Annotated in this window: 13 protein-coding genes and 1 pseudogene; 5 read left to right on the top strand and 9 right to left on the bottom strand. The window is 68.5% G+C overall.

Going from position 1 to position 21,310, the window contains the following annotated elements; all coding sequences use genetic code 11:
* A pseudogene (locus A6A29_RS45590) lies at window positions 1-1,052 on the top strand (serine/threonine-protein kinase); the annotation flags it as partial.
* 13 nt (window positions 1,053-1,065) lie between these two features.
* Here the strand turns inward: A6A29_RS45590 and A6A29_RS36870 are convergent.
* The gene (locus tag A6A29_RS36870; RefSeq protein WP_385727081.1) at window positions 1,066-2,772 is read right to left on the bottom strand and encodes a hypothetical protein; all 1,707 of its coding nucleotides are present in this window, start codon (window positions 2,770-2,772) and stop codon (window positions 1,066-1,068) included.
* A gap of 450 nt (window positions 2,773-3,222) precedes the next feature.
* On the opposite strand from A6A29_RS36870, the gene glyA reads away from it, so the two are divergent.
* Window positions 3,223-4,539, top strand: coding sequence for a serine hydroxymethyltransferase (gene glyA, locus A6A29_RS36865; RefSeq protein ID WP_073727352.1), 1,317 nt, complete (start codon window positions 3,223-3,225; stop codon window positions 4,537-4,539).
* Between the two features lie 253 nt (window positions 4,540-4,792).
* Here the strand turns inward: glyA and A6A29_RS36860 are convergent, their stop codons facing one another.
* Window positions 4,793-6,958 (bottom strand): DEAD/DEAH box helicase, encoded by a 2,166-nt coding sequence (locus A6A29_RS36860; RefSeq protein WP_073727350.1) that lies wholly within the window; start codon window positions 6,956-6,958, stop codon window positions 4,793-4,795.
* Complete coding sequence (gene brxD, locus A6A29_RS36855) at window positions 6,955-8,289, bottom strand: BREX system ATP-binding protein BrxD (protein WP_073727348.1); 1,335 nt, start codon at window positions 8,287-8,289, stop codon at window positions 6,955-6,957. Before brxD ends, A6A29_RS36860 begins: the two co-directional genes overlap by 4 nt.
* A 149-nt stretch (window positions 8,290-8,438) precedes the next feature.
* On the opposite strand from brxD, the gene A6A29_RS36850 reads away from it, so the two are divergent.
* Both A6A29_RS36850 and A6A29_RS36845 read left to right on the top strand, forming a co-directional pair.
* A complete protein-coding gene (locus A6A29_RS36850; protein ID WP_073727346.1) occupies window positions 8,439-10,244 on the top strand; it encodes a DUF262 domain-containing protein in 1,806 nt (601 codons plus the stop codon).
* Between the two features lie 8 nt (window positions 10,245-10,252).
* Window positions 10,253-11,302 carry a CBS domain-containing protein gene (locus A6A29_RS36845; RefSeq protein WP_073727344.1) on the top strand — a complete coding sequence of 350 codons (1,050 nt, stop codon included), beginning with the start codon at window positions 10,253-10,255 and terminating at the stop codon, window positions 11,300-11,302.
* A gap of 47 nt (window positions 11,303-11,349) precedes the next feature.
* On the opposite strand, the gene pglZ is transcribed toward A6A29_RS36845, so the two are convergent.
* The 6 genes from pglZ to A6A29_RS36815 form a co-directional block, all read right to left on the bottom strand.
* Entirely contained in the window at window positions 11,350-14,325 is a 2,976-nt protein-coding gene (pglZ, locus tag A6A29_RS36840) for a BREX-2 system phosphatase PglZ (RefSeq protein ID WP_073727342.1), read from the bottom strand.
* 10 nt (window positions 14,326-14,335) lie between these two features.
* Complete coding sequence (gene pglY, locus A6A29_RS36835; protein ID WP_073727340.1) at window positions 14,336-18,259, bottom strand: BREX-2 system ATPase PglY; 3,924 nt, start codon at window positions 18,257-18,259, stop codon at window positions 14,336-14,338.
* Window positions 18,260-18,393: 134 nt separating this feature from the next.
* Entirely contained in the window at window positions 18,394-18,891 is a 498-nt protein-coding gene (locus tag A6A29_RS36830) for a type II toxin-antitoxin system VapC family toxin (protein WP_241838778.1), read from the bottom strand.
* Window positions 18,881-19,150 (bottom strand): type II toxin-antitoxin system Phd/YefM family antitoxin, encoded by a 270-nt coding sequence (locus tag A6A29_RS36825; protein ID WP_073727336.1) that lies wholly within the window; start codon window positions 19,148-19,150, stop codon window positions 18,881-18,883. Before A6A29_RS36825 ends, A6A29_RS36830 begins: the two co-directional genes overlap by 11 nt.
* A 122-nt stretch (window positions 19,151-19,272) precedes the next feature.
* Window positions 19,273-19,476, bottom strand: coding sequence for a DUF397 domain-containing protein (locus tag A6A29_RS36820; protein ID WP_073727334.1), 204 nt, complete (start codon window positions 19,474-19,476; stop codon window positions 19,273-19,275).
* A complete protein-coding gene (locus A6A29_RS36815; RefSeq protein ID WP_073727332.1) occupies window positions 19,473-20,345 on the bottom strand; it encodes a helix-turn-helix domain-containing protein in 873 nt (290 codons plus the stop codon). The genes A6A29_RS36820 and A6A29_RS36815 overlap by 4 nt, the downstream gene beginning before the upstream one ends.
* 186 nt (window positions 20,346-20,531) lie before the next feature.
* On the opposite strand from A6A29_RS36815, the gene A6A29_RS36810 reads away from it, so the two are divergent.
* Entirely contained in the window at window positions 20,532-21,206 is a 675-nt protein-coding gene (locus A6A29_RS36810; protein ID WP_073727330.1) for an ATP-binding protein, read from the top strand.
* The last annotated feature ends 104 nt before the right edge of the window (window positions 21,207-21,310 follow it).

Here is a 21,310-nt window from a genome sequence, read left to right as displayed (position 1 = left end):
ACAGGATGCTGGCGGACGCGGCCGCCGGAACGATCCGCGAGCCCGCGCCCCCCACGGCCGTGCCCACCGGCCCGCCCCCAGCAGCGCACACGCTGGCGCTGAACCCGGCGCACCCCACACCCACGAACCCCACACCCACGAACCCCACACCCACGAACCCCACACCCACGAACCCCACGGGCCCCACACCCACGGGCCCCACCCCCGCGGACCGGATCCCCACCACGGGTCCCACCCCCGCCGATCGCGTACCGTCCGCGTGGTCCTCCGCGCCCGCGTCGTCCGCCGGGTCGCCCGCCGCGACGGGCAACTCCTACGACCGGCAGAATCTGACGCCGGAGGACCAGGAGCGGCAGCGCCGCCTCCGGCGCCGTATCCGCACGATCGCCGTCACCAGCTCCCTCGTGACCACCGCGGTGTCCGCGGCCGTCCTGATCTGGGTGCTGGTCCCTCCCTCCGGGGGCACCGGCGACGAGGGCGACCGTCCGTCGGTCGCGGCGAGCACTCCCTCGGGCGACCGGAGCGGCAACCCGACGCCGAAGACGTCCACCGGCGGGGGGACTCCCGTCGCGGACACGCCGGACACTCCGGCCGAGCCGGCGAATCTGCTGACCCCGAAGGGCGTACGGGGCGCCATCAAGGCCCTGAAGCCGCTGATGGGCGGAACGAGGGTCACCGACTTCACCGTCCACGAGGAACACGCCTCGGCCAAGGCGCCCCTCAAGTCCAACTCCACGCTGTACGACCAGTTCACCTACCGGGACGGCGAGGCCACCAACGACGACATGGGCGGCACCCTCCCCTCGGGGGAGACCTCCGTCGACCTGCTCTCCGTGGACTGGGACGTGCTTCCCGCCCTGCTGCGCACGGCGGACAAGACCCTCAACGTCCCCGACCCGGAGTACCGCTATGTGATCGTGGACCCGTCGTCCCCCTTCCACGACGACCAGCCGGTCCTGCGGGTCTACGTCTCGGACAAGTACGGCGGCGCCTTCCTCACCGCGCACCTCGACGGACGGGTCATCGAGAAGAACCCGCGCGCGAAGGGCTGATGCCTCTGTCGGTTCACCCCCGCGGGGCCGATGCGGGAGTGAACGGGTCCGGCAGCGTGGGCAGGCCGAGGCCCAGCGGGTTCCGCTCGATGACATAGGTGCAGCTCGTGTATGTATAGCCGGGCTGGATCTTCGACCCCGATGTGTAGCTGTCCACCGCCGCGGTCGCTCCCGAGCCGTGCTTGTACAGGAAGTGGTACGTGCCCGCCGGGAGCCGAAGCCTCGCCTTCGGATAGCTTCTGCCACCGTCCTTGCACGCCCGCGCCGATCCGGTGGACGCGCTGTACCGCTCACAGCTGCCGCAGGCCCGCAGCTTGACGGTGCCGGTGACCGGACCGGTGTAGAGCACCTCGACGGCATTCGGCGCGTCGTTGCTGATGACGAGTTCCATCCGGGCTCCGCCCGGCTTGCGGGACGGTGGCAGCCGCTTGCCGGCCGAGGGCCGGTCGTCGGCGATCTCCGCGGCTATGGCGATGTTCCGCGCCCGCCGCACCCGCTTGTCGTCCTTGTACGTACGGGTGAAACCGGTCAAGGTCTCCTGCGCCTCGGTGAACTTCTTGTCCTCGAACTCGTCCACCCCGCAGGCGTACACCCCGTCCTGGACGCCCTTGTCGGCGTCCGCACGCAGCGCGGGCATGTCCGTCCCGGGCAGCCCGGAGACCGTGGTGCCGAGGCCGCGCAGCACCGCGGTGGCCTCACAGGGCCCGTCGCCCTTCAGAGCCGCGACCTGCGCCCCGATCTTCCCGGATATCGCCGGTCCCACCTGCTTCGCCGACGCGGAATCGGGGAACGTGCGCAGCAGCTCACCCAGTTCGGTCCCGCCGCCGCCCACGCCGCCGAGTCGGGACACTCCGCACACGTACAGCGAATCGGCGAGCGGCTCGTCGGGCCAGCCGGCCAGATCGCCCAGCAACTCGGCGTCGACGGAGCCGGGAACCGTCCGCAGATAGGTCAACGGCTCGACGGCCGCGCAGTGCTGCTTCTCCCGGTACGGCGCGGAGACGGCCTCGTAATACGCCTTCAGCCGGGCCGGGACGAGCTTCCCCGCCCGTGAACCGGCATGTTTCTCGCCCAGCTCGCGGTAGACGGCGAGCGCGGACCGGTATTCCGCCCGCGCGGTGCCGAACGGCTGCCCCGACGCGGCCCGGACGGCCTCGTCACCCCGCTCCAGCCGGTCCAGCAGCATCTGCTCGACGGCCTCGTCGCGCTCGGAGCCGTAGGCGGCGAACCCGCCCACCGGGACGGCCAGCAGCACCACACCCAGCGCGGCCGCCAGAACCGGTCGCCAGGACCCGGCCACGGGCGAACGCCGGGCGGCCCGGGCCCCGTCGGCGACAGCGGCGGCCAGCACGACGAGGAAGCCGACGAGCACACCGCCCGGCACCCCGTCGGGATCGGCGGGCAGCGCGGCCAGCAGCAGCCCACCGGCCGCGGCCCAGCACAGCGCGGCCCGGAACCAGCTGCGCATCAGGGCGTAACCGAGGCCGAGCCCGGTCAGATTGAGCAGCCCGACCGCCACGGAACGCAGGGCGGAGCCGGGAGGGGGCGGCCCGATCGAGGGCGGACGAAGAGGCGGAGGCGGAACGGAAGGCGGAGGCGGAACGGAAGGCGGCACCCCGGGCTCCTGCCCCGGCCCACCACCGAACCCGCTTCCCGCTCCACCACCGAACCCGCTTCCCGCGCCACTGCCGGATCCCGGGTACTGATCGCCGGACTCCATAACGGTCCCCCCACCGTCGAGCCTCACAAGGTCCCCGTGAACCTGCCCCGTTCCGTTACGATTCACGCACGCTTCACGCGCGATTCGATGCGGGTCCCGGACACGCGACACCACCTAAGGGCTGCCGCGTCATCCCCGGCGGGCGCGCGACGACAGCTACGGCACCTCGCGGCGTTGTCGGAACACCCGAATACATCAGGTATGCGGACGTCCCTCCGCCTTGCGATGCACCGCATCCGACGCCGCGCGCTGATCCGCCCGGGACGACGCGCCAGCCCTTAGACTGCGACCTGCCGCGACTGGCGCGTGCCCCGGCAGGGGCGCTCCGTGGAAACGACCACGAGGGAGCGGCACACCCCGGCGCGCCCGGGGCGTCATCTCCGGAGGGCCGTCCGCCTGGGCATCCGGGTCCACGCCGCACGACGCGGCCGACCCGGAAGGACCACTTCCATGACCACCCACGCACCCGGCATCCCCACCGCCACCGGTCCCGCTCCCACCACCGCCCCGCGCCATCCGGCGCTGGCCTCGGCGGACCCGGACCTCGCCGCCCTGGTGGTGGCCGAGGAGCAGCTCCAGGCGGACACCCTGCGCCTGATCCCCAGCGAGAACTACGTATCCGCGGCGGTCCTCGAAGCCTCCGGCACGGTGCTCCAGAACAAGTACTCCGAGGGCTACCCCGGCAAGCGCTACTACGAGGGCCAGCAGATCATCGACCAGGTGGAGACGCTGGCCGCCGAGCGCGCCCGCGCGCTGTTCCGCATGGACCACGCCAACGTCCAGCCGTACTCGGGCTCCCCGGCCAACCTCGCCGTGTACATGGCCTTCCTCAAGCCCGGTGACACCGTGCTGGGCATGGGACTGCCGATGGGCGGTCACCTGACCCACGGCTGGGGCGTCTCCGCGACCGGCAGCTGGTTCCGCGGCGTGCGGTACGGGGTCCGCCGCGACACGGGCCGCGTCGACCTGGACGAGGTGCGCGAACTGGCCCTCGCCGAGCGCCCGAAGGTCATCTTCTGCGGTGGTACGGCGGTTCCCCGCACGATCGACTTCGCGGGCTTCGCCGAGATCGCCCGCGAGACCGGCGCGGTCCTGGTGGCCGACGTCGCCCACATCGCCGGCCTGATCGCGGGTGGCGCCCACCCCTCGCCCGCCCCGTACGCGGACGTGGTCTCCACCACCACCCACAAGACCCTGCGCGGCCCGCGCGGCGCGATGCTCCTGAGCACGGCGGAACACGCCCGTGCGATCGACCGCGCGGTCTTCCCCGGCCTCCAGGGCGGCCCCCACAACCAGACCACCGCCGCCATCGCGGTCGCCCTCAGGGAAGCCGCCACCCCCGACTTCAGCGCCTACGCCCACCAGGTGGTGACCAACGCCCGCGCCCTGGGCGACGAACTCTCCGCCCGCGGCTTCGACCTGGTCTCCGGCGGCACGGACAACCACCTCCTCCTGATCGACCTCACGGGCAAGGACGTCCCCGGCAAGATCGCGGCCAAGGCCCTGGACCGCGCCGGCATCGTGGTCAACCACAACACCGTCCCCTACGACCCCCGCAAGCCCTTCGACCCCTCCGGCATCCGCATCGGCACCCCGGCCCTGACCTCCCGCGGCATCCCCGCCGCCGCGATGGCCGCGGTCGCGCAGTGGATCGACCAGGTGGTCGAGGCATCCCGCACGGGCGACGAATCCACCCTCACCAGGATCCGATCCGAGGTGAAGGACCTGATGGACAGCCACCCGGCCCCGGGCCTGCCGGTGGGCTGACCCGAAAGGCTGCCAGGGCGGCGGTGTGCGGCACCGGGACCGCCCCGGTGCCGCTGTGACGGACCAACATCTCATCCAGTGAGGATCTGGAGCCTGTTGCCCGCCTGGTGGCGGATGCGAGCGAGATGAGAGAAAGCGGATGCGGCCGTCAGGCCGGGACGCCTGCTGGCACGTGAGGTGGCGGCCCGTGCTGCACCGGTCGACCGACGTACCGGTGAATAGTTCGCCGCCCGGGCCGTACATGTGAGGGCTGTCAGTCACCGGGCGTTTGTTGCGCGGACTGGAACGTAAACCTGACTGGCTCGCCAACGGCTTCTGCTGCCCCGTCGAGGTCGGCCAAACGGGCAGCCAGGGTCGCCTCGGCCAGCCGTGAGGGTAGTGCTGCGCTGAACTTCAGGCCATGGAGAGCGCGAGGGTCCACCGAGGGAAGACAGAGCCGTCCTGCCGCATCGGACTTGGCCTGCTTCCATTCCTGAGGCGTGATGTCTTCACGGAGACGGACGTACGCGTCCGTTGGACGCTGCAGAGGATCGGCGGCGGAACCGAGTGAGGCTGCCAGGGTCGCGTTGGCCCTGGACCCGGCCCACGTCCACCACCGCACGTTGGTGTCCCGTCCACCGCGCAGGATCACCGAGGCTTCCGGGTGCACCAGTTCGGCTCCTCTCTCCCGGACCTGATCGAGGGCGCTGTCAGCACGTCGGGTGAAGACGACCGGAGGCGTCTCACCGAGGAGAATCTCCCGTGCCGCGCGCGTCAACGCGTGGGAGCCGGAACGGGACAGACCCAGGCCGCCCCATCGGGCTTTTCCTCCCCCGTCCACCGGCTCGACGAAGCAGCGGCGCCGCGACCAATCGATGTAGCTGACCTGCCAGCTGCGCCCAGCGAGCAACAGCCGCCGCGGCCCGGCGATTTCTTCAGTCAGCAGTGCGGGATCCGTTGTGCCGATCTCGGTTCGGCCCGACAGAACGGTGAACTCGGGGGCTGCGATGAAAACGGCCGTGAGATCCATGAAGTGCCGGTATCCGAAGCGCCTTTCGGCCTCGGGGCCGATGAACAGCATCCCGCTGTCACGGTTCAGATACCCTTCCGCGATCAGATGGCGTACGAGCGGCTCGGCGGACGGGCCGAACGGTCCGAGCCCGCCCCACCAGTCCTGCCACATCCGGTCCCCGACGCGGTGTTCCTGAAGGCAGAGCGCGAGCACCTGCTGAGCGACGATGTGCCGCGGTTCGGGCGGCGCGATGACTGGTTCGACCCATCCGCGCGACCAGAGCAGCAGAAGCGCGGCGGCCGACAACAGGCCGGCCTCATCAAGTGTGAGGAAGAGGCAGTTGCGCGTCGACCCGGGTCGCCGTCCGGTCCGTCCGAGACGCTGGAGGAAGGAAGCCACCGTCCCGGGTGCGTCGACCTGGATGACCCGGTCGAGGTCACCCACATCGATGCCGAGTTCCAGCGTGCTCGTGGAGACGATCACGCAGTCTCGTGCGTCCGCGAAGGCTTCCTCGGCGCGCCGTCGCTCGTCCGCGGACAGCGACGCATGGGACAGGAACGCCGTCACGCCTTTCGCGCGCAGCGCCTCACCGAGCTCCTCGACCTGCTTGCGCGACTCGCAGAACACCAGACGCTTCTCGCCTCTGTGCAAGGCCGCGATCACTGTGGCCGCGTTGGCCAGTGAACCTACGTAGTCGAGCTGGATGTCCCCTGAGGGAGGAGATTGCGGTGCCGACGATGCTTGGGTGCGCAGATGAGGAGCGACCACTCGTGGATTGCCCTCTTTCGAGCCGCCCCGTGCCCCCCGCAACCAGGTGAGCAACTGCTCCGGGTTTCCCACGGTCGCCGAGAGGCCCACCCGTTGGACCGGGCGTCCGGCCACGCGCTCCAGTCGCTCCAGTACGGCAAGCAGGTGCCATCCCCGGTCGTCCCCGGCGAAGGCGTGCACCTCGTCCACGACGATGGTGCGCAGCCCGGAGAAGAATGCCTTGTGGTCGACGTTCGCGCTGACCAGCATGGCCTCCAGGGATTCCGGAGTGGTCAACAGAACGTCCGGGCGCTCCCGCAGGATACGTTTGCGACGGGTCTGCGGTACGTCCCCGTGCCAGAGTGCTGCCGTACGCCCGAGCCACGATGTGTACGCCTCCAGCCGGGGCAGCAGGTTGTTCAGCAGAGCTTTGAGGGGACAGACGTACAGGACCGAGGTGCCGGTCCACTTTTCCCGCGCCATGCGTGAGAGCAACGGAAAGGTCGCCGCCTCGGTCTTCCCCCCGGCGGTGGGCGCCAGCAGCAACGCGTCCGAGCCGTCGATGAGCGGCGTGATCGCCTCCTCCTGAAGCTGACGCAGCCCTGTCCAGCCCAGGGTGTTCACGATGTGATGGACAATTCCCGGGTGGAGCAGATCCAGTGGATCCGGCGCCGTGGTCATGGAAGATCCAGTTCGATCTCGTCCGGACTGTCGGCCGCCGCGTTGCGTTCGACCTCGCTCATCTCCCCCGCCTTGACCGTCAGGGCGTAGTGCTTGCGCGGATCGAAGTCGTCGAACTGGTCGACACGGTCCAGAACATCGCCCACGAGCTTCTTCAGGAACAGCCGGGGTGCCACACCCACCCTTCCGCCGAGCGCGCCGCCGACGGCAGCCGCCAGTTCGGCGATATAGGCGTTGTCCACCACGGTTCTGACGCGCTCGGAATCATGGGTTCCGTCCGCGTACAGGTCGCGGATGGTCGTCCCCAGACCCACCAGCGACTCCTGGGTGAAGCCGGACAGCCGGACCTGCACGGCGCGCGGATTGTCGAAACGGGGATCGGTGCTGAAATCGGTGGCGAGGCGCTGCGCCAACGGCGCGAGACGCTGGACCCCCTGCTGGCCTTCGTAGAACGCCGGGGTGCCCGTGATCAGTAGATAGAGGCCGGGGAAGCGTCCGGAGTGCACCTCGTCGATGAGTTGCCGCAGCGCGTTCAGTGCCTTGTCGCGTGCGTCGGAACGGACCCGCTGAAGAGTCTCCACCTCATCGAGCACGACGAACAGACCCTTGTGCCCGGAATCCCGCAGCACGGTCAGCAGCCCTTGCAGGAACCCGAAGGCGCCGAAGTGGTCAAGGTCGCCGCGGACCCCGGCGGCTCTGCGCGCCGAGGCGGCGACATGTGGCTGACCACCCAGCCAGGCCATCACCGCGGCGGCGGTCACCTCGTCGCCGGAGGTGAGCGCGGTCCGGTAGCCGCGAAGGGCTGTCGCGAAGGACGGGGCGTGCCGGGAAACGTCGGTGAGCCGGGCTGCCATGAGTTGCTCGACGGCCTCCGCCAGATCCTCCTCCGCTGCCCCCGCGGCGAGCGAGTCCTCCTCCAGGGCGTAGAACCACGCGTCCACGACCGGGCGCAGCGCGCTCGGGGGAAAGCCGGAGGTGGTCAGCCGCTCGGTGAGGCGGCGGTAGACCGTCTCCAGTTTGTGCAGCGGCGTCTCGGTCTCGGAGACCTGAATCTCGGCGACAGCGAAGTTACGCCGCTTGGCGCGCTCGCCGAGCCACCTGGTGAAGAAGGTTTTGCCGGACCCGTACTCTCCCCGTACCGCTTTGAATACGGACGCGCCCGAGGCCACTGCGTCGAGTTCGGCGTCGAGCGCCGACTCGAACCGCCCCAGTCCGGTCGCGAGCAGAGCGAGGCCACTTTCGGGAACGGCGCCGCGTCGGAGGGCGTCGATCACATCGCGACGCCGGGCTGCGCTGACGGGGCCGGTGCGTTCGGGTTTGTCGATACTCACCCGCTCAGTGTCCCATCCAGGGAGTTCTGGCGGATCGGCCGGATCGTGCTGGTACGGACCGTTCTGGCATCCGTCTTGATTGACACCTGGGCAACGCGGCGGTCAAATTCTCAGTGCACAGTTCTGTTCAGTCTGGGGGAAGAAGCGGCGTGGCGCTCGACAATCCGAATCTGAAGGACGTACTCAAGGACGTTGCATCCGGCGCCCTTCAATTGCCTGACTTTCAGCGGCAGTGGAAGTGGGACGACGAGCGGATCAGGGCGCTCATCGCGACGGTGACGCTGAAGTATCCGCTCGGCGTCGTCATGTCGCTGCATACCGGTGGAACGTCCCAGTTCAAGGCGCGGGCGCTGAAGGGGGCGGAGTCCGGCGAATCGCGGACCCCCGACTTTCTGCTGTTGGACGGACAGCAGCGGATGACCTCGCTATTCCAAGCACTGCAACAGGACTGCCCGGTCGAGACGGTTGATTCCCGGGGAGACGACCTGAGGTGCTGGTACTACGTCGATATCGCCAAGGCTGTCGGATCGCCGGCAGACCGTGACGATGCGATCGTCTCCGTACCTGAAGACCGCAAGCTCAAGCGGGGTTTCGCCCGCAAGGACCTTCTCGATCTGAGTACAGTCGAACGCGAGTGCGCTGCCGGGTATTTTCCGCTTCACTTCGTCTTTGACACGCATCGGGTGAGCGACTGGCAGAAGGAGTTCGTCCAGGAACCCAGTAACTGGCCGCTGTGGAGCCAGTTCCAGGACCAGGTGCTGCACAACATGCTGTCATTCGACGTCCCGATGATCAAACTTGCGGCTACGACGACGACGGATGCCGTGTGCGCGGTGTTCGAGCGAGTGAACACCGGTGGCATGCCGCTGAATGTCTTTGAGCTGCTGACAGCCACCTACGCGGGAAACCAGGAGCATGTCGCGGCGCACGGGGACTATTACCGGCTGCCGGACGAGTGGAAGCAGATCAAGAGGGAACTGACCTCTGCGTATCCGGTTTTCGGCCGTCCGGAGGACGGGGCGGAGGACGGTCTGAGCAGCAGCGACTTCCTGCAAGCGGTTTCCCTGGTCCGCACCTGGGAGGCCAAGCAGGCCGGAGCGGGTACGTCCGTCTCCTGTAAGCGCCGAGACCTCCTCAACCTTCCGCTCGCGGACTTCAGGCGGCTGGCGCCCCGGGTCGCGGCCGCGTTCGCGTGGGTCGGGGGCTTCCTGGAGCGCCAGTCCATCGTCAGGACCGGAGACCTGCCTTACCGCACACAGCTGGTGCCGCTGGCCGCCGTGCGCGCACTCATCACTACGGAGACGGATACGCCTGGCGCCGACGAGCGGATCAGCCAGTGGTACTGGTGCGGTGTGCTTGGCGAGATGTACGGCGGATCACTGGAAACCCGCTTCACCCGGGATGTCGAGCAGCTCATCGAGTGGGTTCGTGGTGAGGACGACGCGGTACCGGACACGGTCAGCGAGGCGGCCTTCCTCGATGACCGACTGGACACGCTGACGACCCGCAACAGCGCTGCCTACAAGGGGATCTACGCTCTCCTCATCAAGCAGGGCGCCGTGGACTGGTACTTCACCGACAACCCTCTCGCTCCGGCGCAACTGGTGGAGCATGCGGTCGACGTACGGCTGATCTTCCCCAAGACGTGGATCGCCAAGAACGAGCCCACCTGGGCCAAGTACGCCACGTCGATTGTCAACAAGACCCCGATCTCTCTTCGGGCCAGCAAGAGCATGTCAGGTCCGCCCGGTGCCTATCTCAAGACGCTCTCGCTCGAATCCGGCATGCGCAACGAATGGTTCGAAGATGTCGTGGCCACCCACCTCGTTGACGTGGACGCTCTGAAAGAGAGCGACTTCGTTCGTTTCTACGAGAACCGGGCGAAGCAGCTCCGTGATCTGGTCAGGGCTGCCATGGGCAAGCGCACCGTCTTCCGCGACGCGACGGAATGGTGAGTGCGCCCATGCTTCAGAACCCCTCCGGAGAAGACCTCCTCGCACTCAAGGGCAAGCGGATTCCTGTCCTGGAGCTCCTGGCCCTGTTCGGCACGCGCCTGCGCAACGATCTGACAGTGCCGCGCGTCGAACAGGCGCTCAAGGACGTCGGCCTCGCCACGCTTCCGTACTTCGCCAACTGCAACAACCGCGCCGACATCCACATAGTGCCGTGGCAGCAAGCTGCCCCTCAGGAATCGGCCGACCATGCCGAGGACGAGACGGCCGACGATGCCGAAGAGCTGCCTTCCGGCGGGCTGCCGGCGCGACCTCTGCGTATCGGGGACATCCCCTCCGCGGTGAGTGGGCTGTTCTCCGTGACGCCGGACACAGCGCTGACGGAGGTGACGTACCTCATGAGGACGAAGAAGTACTCCCAGATCCCCGTCATCGAAGGGGGATCGACACTGCATGGCGTCGTCACCTGGAGCTCGGTGGCGAAGATGTACGAAACCACATCCGCCGCTGTCCTGGCGCAGGCGATGGTGACCGACGACGTACCGGTGGTCGAGGCGCGCCACGACTTCTTCGCGTTGCTCTCCCGGGTCAGCGACGAGGACTACCTGCTGGTCCGAGCGAACAACGGCACATTCTGCGGCATCGTGACGGCGGCCGACATCACCGACCGGTTCGGCACGACGGCCTGGCCCTTCTTCGTCGTGGGGGAGATCGAGTCCCGGCTCCGGAAGTGTCTTGGTGCGAAGCTCGACGCGGAGGCCATCCGTGCCGTGCAGGGACCCTCGGCAGCGAAGAAGACGGGGCTGATCACTGACCTGATGTTCAACGGCTACGTGAAGCTGCTGGACGCCGATCAGCAGAACCCGACGCTCCGCGCCCTCTCGGACGACAACTGGAAGGCCCTCGGCTGGCCGGGGGTGGACCGGGGGCAGTTCGTTCGCCAGCTCGACCGCGTGCGCGAGATCCGCAACGGCATCGCACACTTCGAAGCGGAGCCGCTGACCGCGAAGCGGTCCGATGAACTTCGTGAATTCGTTGGGCTGTTGCGCCAGATCACCTGAGGCCGTCCTCGGGCTAGGCTGCCGTACGGCAGCCCGGCCCGAGGTGCTTACCCCAGCTCGAACTGTTCCCGCAGCAGTTCCCTGTCCAGCCGAAGCGTCCGGCCGTCAGGCAGGTTCTCCAGCACCTGGGCGCTGTCGTAGTTGAGCAGTTGCCGCAGTACGGCTCCGAAGCCGTCCGCTCCACTGGCGCGTACGCCCGCACGCTGCGCGAGCGCGGTCACCGGGAGAGTGCCCCCCGCTTCCAGCAGTGCCCGGACGGCCTTCTCCACCTGTGCCAGATTCGGTTTGCGGCCGAGCACCTTCACCTGCGTGTCGAAGAGTTCGGACGCGAAGAGAGCCGTGACCAGGGCATCGTCCGGCAATCGCAGCTCGACGGAGACCATCGCGCTGTCCGCCCGGGGCACCTCAGCGGCGGCTGTCAGCACCACATCGAAGAGCGATTCATCGCTCCGGGCGAATACGGCGTCGGCCTTCGCCCGCTTGGACGCCTTCTTCGGCGCGACGCCGCCGGACACGGCCGAGCGCACCGGCTCTGCCGGCCGGGGTGTGAGCGACCACCACGGCGGCTGCTGGCTGCCCAGCTCCCGCCAGCCGTGCGGCGGCTCGGCGCCGAAGGGCAGAAAGGCCAGCACAGGAATGGTGAACTCGGCCAGAGCCGCACCGCCGTGGTACCCGGCCTTCTGCGTGGTGTATCGCGAATCGGCGTCCCACAGGGCGACGATCTCGTCACCGGACTCCGGTGCGACGACCCGCGGGCCGGAAAGCATGATCTCCGCCTCCTGGAGCGCGGCGCCCCCCGCGCTCCGGTGCCGGGCCGACTGCACACCCGACGCCTCGATCTTCACCCCGTGCCTGTCGATGACATGACCGTGATCGCTGACCAGGATCACCGCACGCCCCTGCTCGGCGGCGAGGCGGAGCAGCTGACGCAGTCGCCCTATCTCGCCGAGCCTCCATGCACCGTCTCCGAGCTTCTGCTCCTTGGCGAGACGGTCGTCGATGGTATTCAGTACGACCGAGACATGTGCCTGGTCCCCGACCAGCGCGTCGTGCAGCTCCGGGCCGATGGTGTCACCGCTGCTTTCGCCCCGTAGATCGTCCTTGTGGAACACCGCCACGGTCTCGCCGCCCCAGAACCGGTGGTTCGGAAAGAGCCGTTTCTCGTCGGCCTGAGTACCTGCCATCACCCTGGCGGCGAAGAGCGAGGTTCGGGAGACCGACGTGACGGTGGGCAGGGCGGCAGCCATACCGCGGCGCTGCGGGTAATCCTTGGCCCTGGGCACCGGGTCGTACTCGACCCAGTGCTCACGCAATTCCTCGCCCAGTTCGGCGGCGATCGCCGCACTCATTCCGTCCAGGACGAGCAGCAGTACGCGCCGCCCTCCGGCTTTCACGACGGGTGCGACCACGATGGGCAGGAAGGTCTCGACCGTGAGCATCGCACCGGGGTCCGTGCCGTTCGCCGTCCAGGTGGCGAGGGCCTTCGCGAAATGCCGGTCGATCGCGCGGCGTGTGGCACGTACCGAAGTGCACAGCGTGTCGTAGGCGGAACGCAGGGAGGCATCGGGGTCGCCCCCCGCCTCGATGTGCTCCAGCGCCAGATCCACCCAGCCGGTCTCGGCGATATGACGCCTGACCCCTGATGCGACGGTTTCGCACTCCTCCCCCGGCTCGGCCGCAAGCCACTGCATGAGCCGCTGAGCCATTTTCGCCCGCGAGATACGCGTTCGGGCATCGGGGTCCGTGGCCTGTCCGTGTTCGTCGAGCGCGCGCACAGCCTGCGCTGTCGTCCCTGCGTCCCCCGAGGCCAACGCTCGCCCGACATCGCCGAACCGGGACTCAAGCCCCTCCGTCAGTACGGGACTTGTCCGGGCCGCCCGTTCCGCACCGAATTGCCGTACGAGAGACCCGGCGCGGTCCAGCGCGGCGCCGCTGAGCCGCCGCGCGGCTGCCGCCGCTTCGTCCCGACCGGTCCGCCCGGCCAGCAGGAGCCCGGAGACGAAGCTCTCGCAGCTCCGGCCGAAGGCGGCCGCAAGAGCATCCAGGGCCCTGTCCCGCGCGGGCGGCTCTTCCCCGAACCACCGCTCGGCCCGCCCCCTGGCCCGGTAGTCCTCCGCGTCCGCCGTCGCATCGGCGTGCCCCCACAGAGCGGCGCAGACGAGGCCGAACGCCACGGCATCGGACCCGTGCTCCGCGCCGACGAGCGCCAGCAGCGCCTGCCCGGCGAGCCCGGTCTGGTCCTCCTCGCCGAGGAAGCGCGTCAGCCCGTTCCGCTCGGCCGGACGCAGGGAGAGCAGCCGCTCCGGACCACCGGGCGACATGGACCACCGCAGCAGTGCGTGTACGTCGAGTCCGTCACCGTTCGGGACCGTGCCTGTGACGAGCGCACCGGAACCGGTGTCGGCGCCTCCGCCCGATGGGGTGGCGAATTCCTCGGCGGACGCCCGCGGATCGCGGTCCGGATCGTACCGGCCGATACCCAGCCTGCGCAGGGCGAGGGCGGTAAGAGATTCGCTCCACGTCAGTATGCCGCCGGCCAGCTGCGGCCAACCGCCGGGCGGTGTGGCATCGAGGAGCGACTCGGCGGCCCAGTTCTCTTTGTAGAGCCTGCTGTCGGTGTCCACAGCCCCGAACGCCTCGCGGACGACGTCCCAGGTGTTGACGGCGTTCACGCGCTGCTTGTGCACCTTGGCCAGCAGATCGGGCCCGAGCTCCGCCTCTTCGCGGTCCGTCAGCACCACCAGCACCTCGGGGCCCGTGGCTGACGCGTTCTGATGCGCCAGGATCAGTTCGTGCACGGCCAGCGGCGACGGCGCGCTCCTGACGACCGCCCGCCAGGGCTCGCCCCAGCTCAGTTCGGAAGGCCCGTGCCACACCGGTTCGGCCCGCAGCAGCACCACCCGCCGCTTGCTGGACTGGAGACCGGACTGCGAGGCCAGATACTGCTTCACGGTGGCTCTGTTGAGCCGCACCGCGCTCGTGGCAGCCGCCGTGGACGCGGTCGCGCTCGTCGCCGTACTCACTTCACGCTCCTCATTCCACGACTCGCCAGCTGATCTCGATCGGTGCGTCGGGTTCCACCGCCGACAGACCGGCCAGCTCCGCCTGGAGCTCGGCGATCGCCCGCGCAGCCGTCGTCCGGCCACCGCCCGAGCGCTTCGGGGCGCGACCAGAGGCCGGATGAGTGGTCGGCACAGGAGGCCGATCGGCGTCGGTGTTCAGGTCGACGTCGTTGGGTGTGCTGTGCGTGTTGTCGGCAGGCGTGACGGTCGGCGTGGGCGACGGCGCCGGGGTGTTCTCCGTGTCGCTCCGGTCGATGACGGCCACGATCGAGTCCCGCGCGTCCTGGAGCGCATCCTCCAGCTTGCTGGTGTGCTGGTCCGCCTGTGCGTGACCCCGCAGCGTCTCCAGTACCGCCCGCCCCGGTGCCCCGTACTTAGGGGCGAGCTTGAACATGTCCCAGGCCGCTCCGACCAGCGCGGTCGTGACGGTCTTGGCCTGTTTGATCGCAGCGCCGTACCGCGTGGCCGAAACCTCGCCGAGATCGAAGGCCGCGAACGCCGTGATGATCTGCTTGGCACCGGCCGAACCAGTCGCGGCTGTCCGGTCCAGACCGACCAGTTCGTCGAGCAGGTCGCGTGAGCGCCGGGTGATCGCGAGCCTGCCGCTCTCGTCCGTCCCGTCGAGACCAAGTGCGGCGGAGCGCTTCTCCAGCTCCTGCGCGAGAGCGCCTACGAGCGGCTGATGAGCATGGGCCTGGCGGCTGATCAGCCGCGCGAAGAGGCCCACCATCCGCCCGCGGCGGAGCGTCGGCGGCGCCGGCTCCGCGAACATGTCCCAGTACCGCCGCAGGGCCTCTTGCCAGACGTCCTCGTCCGGCAGTGGCTGCGAGCGCAGCGCGTACTGCGGCTTGACAGCCGACGGCTCGGGCGCCGGGTCCAGCAGCGCGCCGCCCTGCACCCACACCCGGTCGTCCATCTCCGCGTAGGACGCGATGACCAGGTTGGCCAGGAGAGGGTCGAGCCCCATCGGCTCGGGCCGGTCCAGCCACTCGGTGAGCTGGACGACGCTCAGATCGCCAGGACCGCCCTCGTTGCGGGCCTGGAGCCCGAAGTGGTCCACCCATTGACCGGACAGCCGGAAGTACGCCTCCTTCTGCCGACCGAGCCCGAGCGGAGCCGCGACGCGCTGCATCACCGGGCGGTCCTTGGCCGGGATCTCGGCCTGCCGGTCCCCGGCTTCCGCGGCGGACCTGATGTGTCCGAAGACGGTCCGGACATCGGCAGGGCGGACGGCGGTACCGGTGTTCTGTGGGTCCAGTTCGGGATGGGCGGGGAACTGGTGCGCCAACAGCTTGCCCGCGATGTGCCGGACTCCGGCATGCAGGGTCATCCCGACGGACACCCGCAACTCGGCCACGTTCGGCAGCGGCTCGAAGTGGTCCTCGAAGGACACGTCGACATCGGCCGGCTTCTTCTCCGCGCAGCCGTACGCCTGCTTGAACGCGCCCTTGACCGTCTTCCTGAGTGCCTCGCGCTGCCCTTCGAGGAGCACCTTGGCGCGGGCTCTGTTGTCGGCGTTGAGATGCCGGGCGTACAGGGTGTCGAAGCGGTGCTGGTCGGCGAGCGTGTATTCGATCACGACCAGCCGCTGGAAGTCCTTGAACCGGGCGGCCGACAGATGCGTGGGAATCCAGGCGACGGTACGCGGGGGCACACCGGGCAGGGAGCGCAGTCCGCCCATGCGATTGGCGTCTTCGATGGGACCCTGTACCCCCTCGTCGTAGGGCAGGTCGATGACCATGCGCCACAGCCCGTTCTGGCTGGGTGAGAACTCGTGGTCGGCCAGTCGGTCGCTGTCGGCGATATTGCCGAAGACGATTTCCACCGTACGGTTCGAGCCGCGCCAGACGAACGGCAGCTCGTCCGCGCCCAGCCGTTCCTGGAGCGACAACCCCAGCTCCTCGGCGACCATGCGCTTGGCGAGGGCGCGGCGGTTGGACTCGCTGTTGTTGACGTCGGCATTGGCGATCACGGAGTCGACGTCCACGCCGGCCAGTTCGAGCCGTACACCCGCGTTGGCACCGGCCCCGGTCGCTTTGATCTCGGCGAAGCGCGTCGCCCACTCGTCGACCTTCGCCTTGATGACACCGACCTCGGCCCCGGGAATCGGCGACACCACCGAACCGTGGTTGAGCGCCCCGAGCCGCCGGATCGTGAGATCCCGGAGCGCGGGCACGCTCGGCGCCAGGGCGGACAGCAACAGGGTGCACATGAGCCGGTCGTCAGCGATGAAGCCCTTGCACCGGTCGGCGAGCTGCGGATCGGTGACCGAGTCGCGCCGGTGGCGGTAGCGCTCGATGTCCTCTTCGGTGATCTCGTACGTGGCCAGCAGGTGCGGCCGCAGTTTGGCGCGGTACAGCTTGTCCGCGGTCTGGAACTCCACCTTCAGACTGTCCACGAACGGCTTGTCACCGCCGTCCGCGATCACCGGGTACAGATCGCCGAGCGGGATCAGGTTCTCCAGCGTCGCGTCGTCGCGGTGCGCGGCCAGCAGCTGGCCCATGAGCTTCAGACCCGTGCGGGAGCGCTGGAGCGCCGAGGAGATGTGCACCAGCGTGTCCATGAACGCGGGTGTGAACGGATACGTCAGCCGGAACGAATCCTCGTCCGCTCCCGTCGTCCCCTCGTCCGACCCCAGCAGCACGTCCCACACCTGCGGCCCGACCCGCTTGATCTTGGTGAAGGCGGCGTCCAGCTTCGCGGTGGCCTCGGCGTCCTTCGGCCTGAGGAGACGTGCGTGGGCGATCTGTGGAAGGTTGCGGTCCTCCAGCGTGATCGTGTCGAAACGGCCGGAGGCGAGCCGGAGACTGTCCTGGATCGCGGCCTCGGCGGCCCCGGAGATCTCCTCACCGACCAGCTCGCGCAGGTCACGCTGGCGCGCGATGAACGAGACGATCGGTACGGCCCGCCGTGAGTCGGCCCCCTCCACGAAATTCGTGATCTTGTCCGCTTCGCGGGAGACGAACTTCTGGTCGTGGACACGGTTGGCGAGCCACAGGATCAGCTCATCCATGAAGAGGATCAGCCCGTGGTAGCCCAGCGACTTCGCATGCTCGGCGATGACCGCGAGACCGGCGTCCAGCGAGATGAACCCGTGTTCGTCCTCGGCCGCGTTCCGGGCGAATCCGGGGAACCAGGTGCTGCTCGCGTCATGCACCAGCTTGGCCCGCAGCTCGGCCGGTGTGCTCGGGTTCACCAGGTCCAGCGTGATCTCGCCGCCATCCAGCTCCTCGGCCTCGAGCGCCGTGGAGAGTAGCTGTGACGTCCAGGCAAACGCGTCGCCCCAGTCGTCATCGACGCCTGCGGAAACGGTACCTGTGTCCGCGCCCGCGAGCCCCTCGATGAACTTCTCGTCGCCCATCCGCTGCCTGTGCGAGCGGATGTCCTCGAAGAGCGCGTCGGTCCGGTACACCTGCGGCGTCGTCGCCTCGGGGTGCAGTTTCCTGACGTGACTGACGTACCCGCCGAGCACCCGCTGCTCCAGGGACTTCGCCCCGAGCATGTGGTACGGCACCAGCAGGAACCGCTTGCGTTCCCCGCTCAGCCACGCGTGCTTGCCGAGCACGGAATCGAAGTCCTGGCGGCTCCGTGCCGCCGGGTCCCCCCGCAGGAGAGCGTGCAGCACGGCCATGAAATGCGACTTACCAGAACCGAACGAACCGTGCAGATACGCGGCCTTCGAGGTGTGCCCGTCGAGCGCGGCCTTGATCAGGCCGAGCGCCTCGTCGAAGTTCTCCAGCAACCGCTCGGTGACGACGTAGTCCCGCAGAGCGAGATCCGCGCCCTCCGGGGTGACCGCCTCGGCGAGCTTCAGAACGAAGTCGGAGGTGGAGATCGACGTCTTGATGTCGATGACGTCGCGGAGGAGCGGGGCTTGGGTCACATTCGGGGCCATGAGGTCTGCTGCTTCCGTTCCATTCCGTCTTTCCCTCGGACATGCATGGTACGAGGGACTGTCCGGAGGCGGCTTTCGCGGGCCTCCCGCCCGGCAGGGCACTACTCACTGCCGCTGTTACTTCCGTCGTCGCGTCACCGATCGTGGAGAACCTTGGGCCGCGTGACCGGAACCACGGTGAGGAGACCGTCCAGCCCCTTGAAGTCGTCCGGGTTGGTGGTGAACAGCGGCAGTTCCTCGGCGACGGCGACCGCCGCGATCATCAGATCCGCGAGGCGACGCCTCGGCTTGCGGCCCACGCCGATCACTGCGGCGCAGACCCTGCCGTAGATACGGGCGGCCTCCACCCCGAACGGGATGGGATCGAACTCGTTCTCCGCCCGCTGGAGCACGTCCAGCCGCCTGGCCCGCTCGGCATGCTCGTCGTAGTCGGACTGCTCCTCGTTCCGCCGCACCTCGTGCGGTCCGGCGGAGAGCTCGGCCAGGGTGATGGCACTGATCGCCATCTCGGCCGGCAACTCGGCGGGGTCGATCCACCGGCGCAGGATCATGATGTTCGTGTCGAGCAGCCCCTGCCGGAACGCGACGGGCGACGATGCGATGTCGCTCTCGGCGGGCATCTCAGCGGGCATAGGGGTCGTCCGTTCCCTGCTCGGCCGTACGGTCCTGATCGGCGCGGAAGGCGTCCAGCGAGATATCGGGAGCGGTACGGGACATGCCCGCGAACTCCTCGCGCGGAACGAACCTCCGACGCCGCCGCAACGGAATCAGCTCACCGATCTGGTGCCCGTCCCGTGTCACGGTGAACGACTGCCCGCCCTGGACGGCGTCCATGATCTCTCTGGACCGGTTACGGAGATCGCGCTGGGTGATCTCTGGCTGAGCGCTCATGGGTCCACGGTACGCGGGACGCGGCGCGGTGTGCTACCTGGTAGCACACCGGGGCGGGCCCCAGGATGTGGCACGGCGGGGCGGCCCTGCCCCGGGGCCGCCGGACCGTCGGTGCGGGCGACTCAGTCCAGCTCGGCGATGAACGCGCGCCAGGCGTCGGGGCTGAAGGCGATCACGGGGCCGGTGGGGCGCTTGCTGTCGCGTACGGGGACGAGGTGGGGGGTGTTGTCGGCGACTTCGAGGCAGTTACCCTGTCCGCCGCTGTAGCTACTCGCACGCCATTCGGCTCCTGTCGCGCCACGCGATATGACGGCGTCGTGTTTCATGAGTTGCACTCCTTGGCGATGCTATGGATCAGTGTGAGCGATTCCGTGTGCGGCAGCGCTACCGTGCGCGCGTCGTCGAAGAGCGCTCGGTAGTGGGCAACTTCGAGGTCCCGCTCCAACCAGATGTTGCCGGTCGGGGTCTCCGAAAGTACGAGATCCAGCGATGCCAACTGCGGGAAACTGAGCAGCAGGTACGGCCCGAACATACCTGAGTGGGCACCTCGCGAGAACGGTAGTACCTGGACGGTGATGTTCGGGTGCTCCGCCATGGCGATCAGGTGCTCCAGTTGCGCTCGCATGACCGCAGGACCACCTACCTGTTGGCGAAGAACTCCTTCGGCTAGAACTGCCCAGAACTTTATGGGCGCTTCATCCGTGAGTCGTTCCTGCCTGGCAAGCCGTACCTCGACGAACTGATCGATCTCCTCGGGTGTTTGCCAGGCGCGCGAGGCAACCGTCACCGCCCTTCCGTACTCGGCAGTCTGAAGAAGCCCAGGAACCAACTGCACCTCATACGTCCGAATGCTGTCGCAGATGGCCTCCATCTCAATCTGGTCGCGGTATGCGGCACCAAGCACAGAGTCGTACTTGTGCCACCAGCCCTCGCGCCGACGCCGATTGGCTCTGCGGGCAAGCGCCACGAGGCGTTCACGTGACTGTGGGTCCTCCACTCCGTACGCCTGCATGAGGGCGATCAGATCCGGAGCACGGACAGGAACGTGGCCGTTCTCTATACGGCTGATCTTCCCTTTCGTGCAGTCGAGAACTTCTGCAGCCCCAGCCGTGGAGAGGCATGCCTGCTCGCGGAATCGGCGCAGCTCGTCCCCGAGTTGACGCCCCAGCACGGTGGACGGATTGACATTTGGCATACGGCACTCCCTATCAGAGTCCAAGGTGTGGAGGCTCTGGCATTGCCCGAACGAGTGAATTAAGAGCTGGCAATCCCTTCAACGTTGCGCGAGTGTCTGTCTCGCGGGCAGGCTACTGCTCGGCGGGAGCGCGAACCACCGCCAAGCCCAGGACTTGTTCGACAGCACCGACCCTCAGGGGGCGTCATGGCAGAGCACTCCAGCACCTACGAACTCGCGTTCCAGCTGTCTCGCTGTCGCAGCAGCGTTCCCAGGGCGCGGGCGGTGCTGAGAGCGAAGCTCGGGGAGTGGCGGGCCAGCAAAGCAGCCGCAGAGGACGGCGAGTTGGTCCTCTCGGAGCTGGTGACCAACGCGGTACGGGTGTCCGTGCCCGGTGACCGGCTGGTGGGCGTACGCATCGAGTGCAGGGGGAGAGGTGAACTCCTGCGACTGGAGGTGAGCGACGCGGGGGCGGGCCGGCCGGAGGTGCAACAGTCCGGTGAGCTGGACAAGGGCGGACGCGGGCTCCTACTCGTCGAGACCCTGGCCCACCGCTGGGGCGTGGACGAACGCTGGGCCGGGATCGGCAAGACGGTCTGGGCGGAGCTGCTGGCACCCGGTGCTGACCCCGCTCCCGCAGAGGCCCAGATCGCGGCGGTATCCGTCCGGCCCGGTCAATGCGTACGCGTGTGGGGCGCATGGCACACGGTCCGCACGGTCCGGAGCGACCGGTACGCATCGGGAGGGCTGGCGGTCGTCATCGTCCTGGATGACGGAGGACCGGCTCTACGTCTGCACCCTGCCGAGCTGCTGACAGTACGAACGACGGCGGCCGTCGAGAGCCCGGTGCGAGCCGCGCCTGGTCCGGTGATCTCACCGTGAAGGCGCTGTGGAGGCGGTTCCTCCGCCGCCACGTGAATGACCCGGGGCCACGATTCTCGGGCACGCTGAAACAGCTGGTCGGTGGTCAACTGGTCGTGATCAGC

Source organism: Streptomyces sp. TSRI0281 (assembly GCF_001905125.1).
GTDB lineage: Bacteria > Actinomycetota > Actinomycetes > Streptomycetales > Streptomycetaceae > Streptomyces.
The sequence above is the reverse complement of the archived record's forward strand: the minus strand, read 5'-3'. Positions and strand labels throughout refer to the sequence as shown.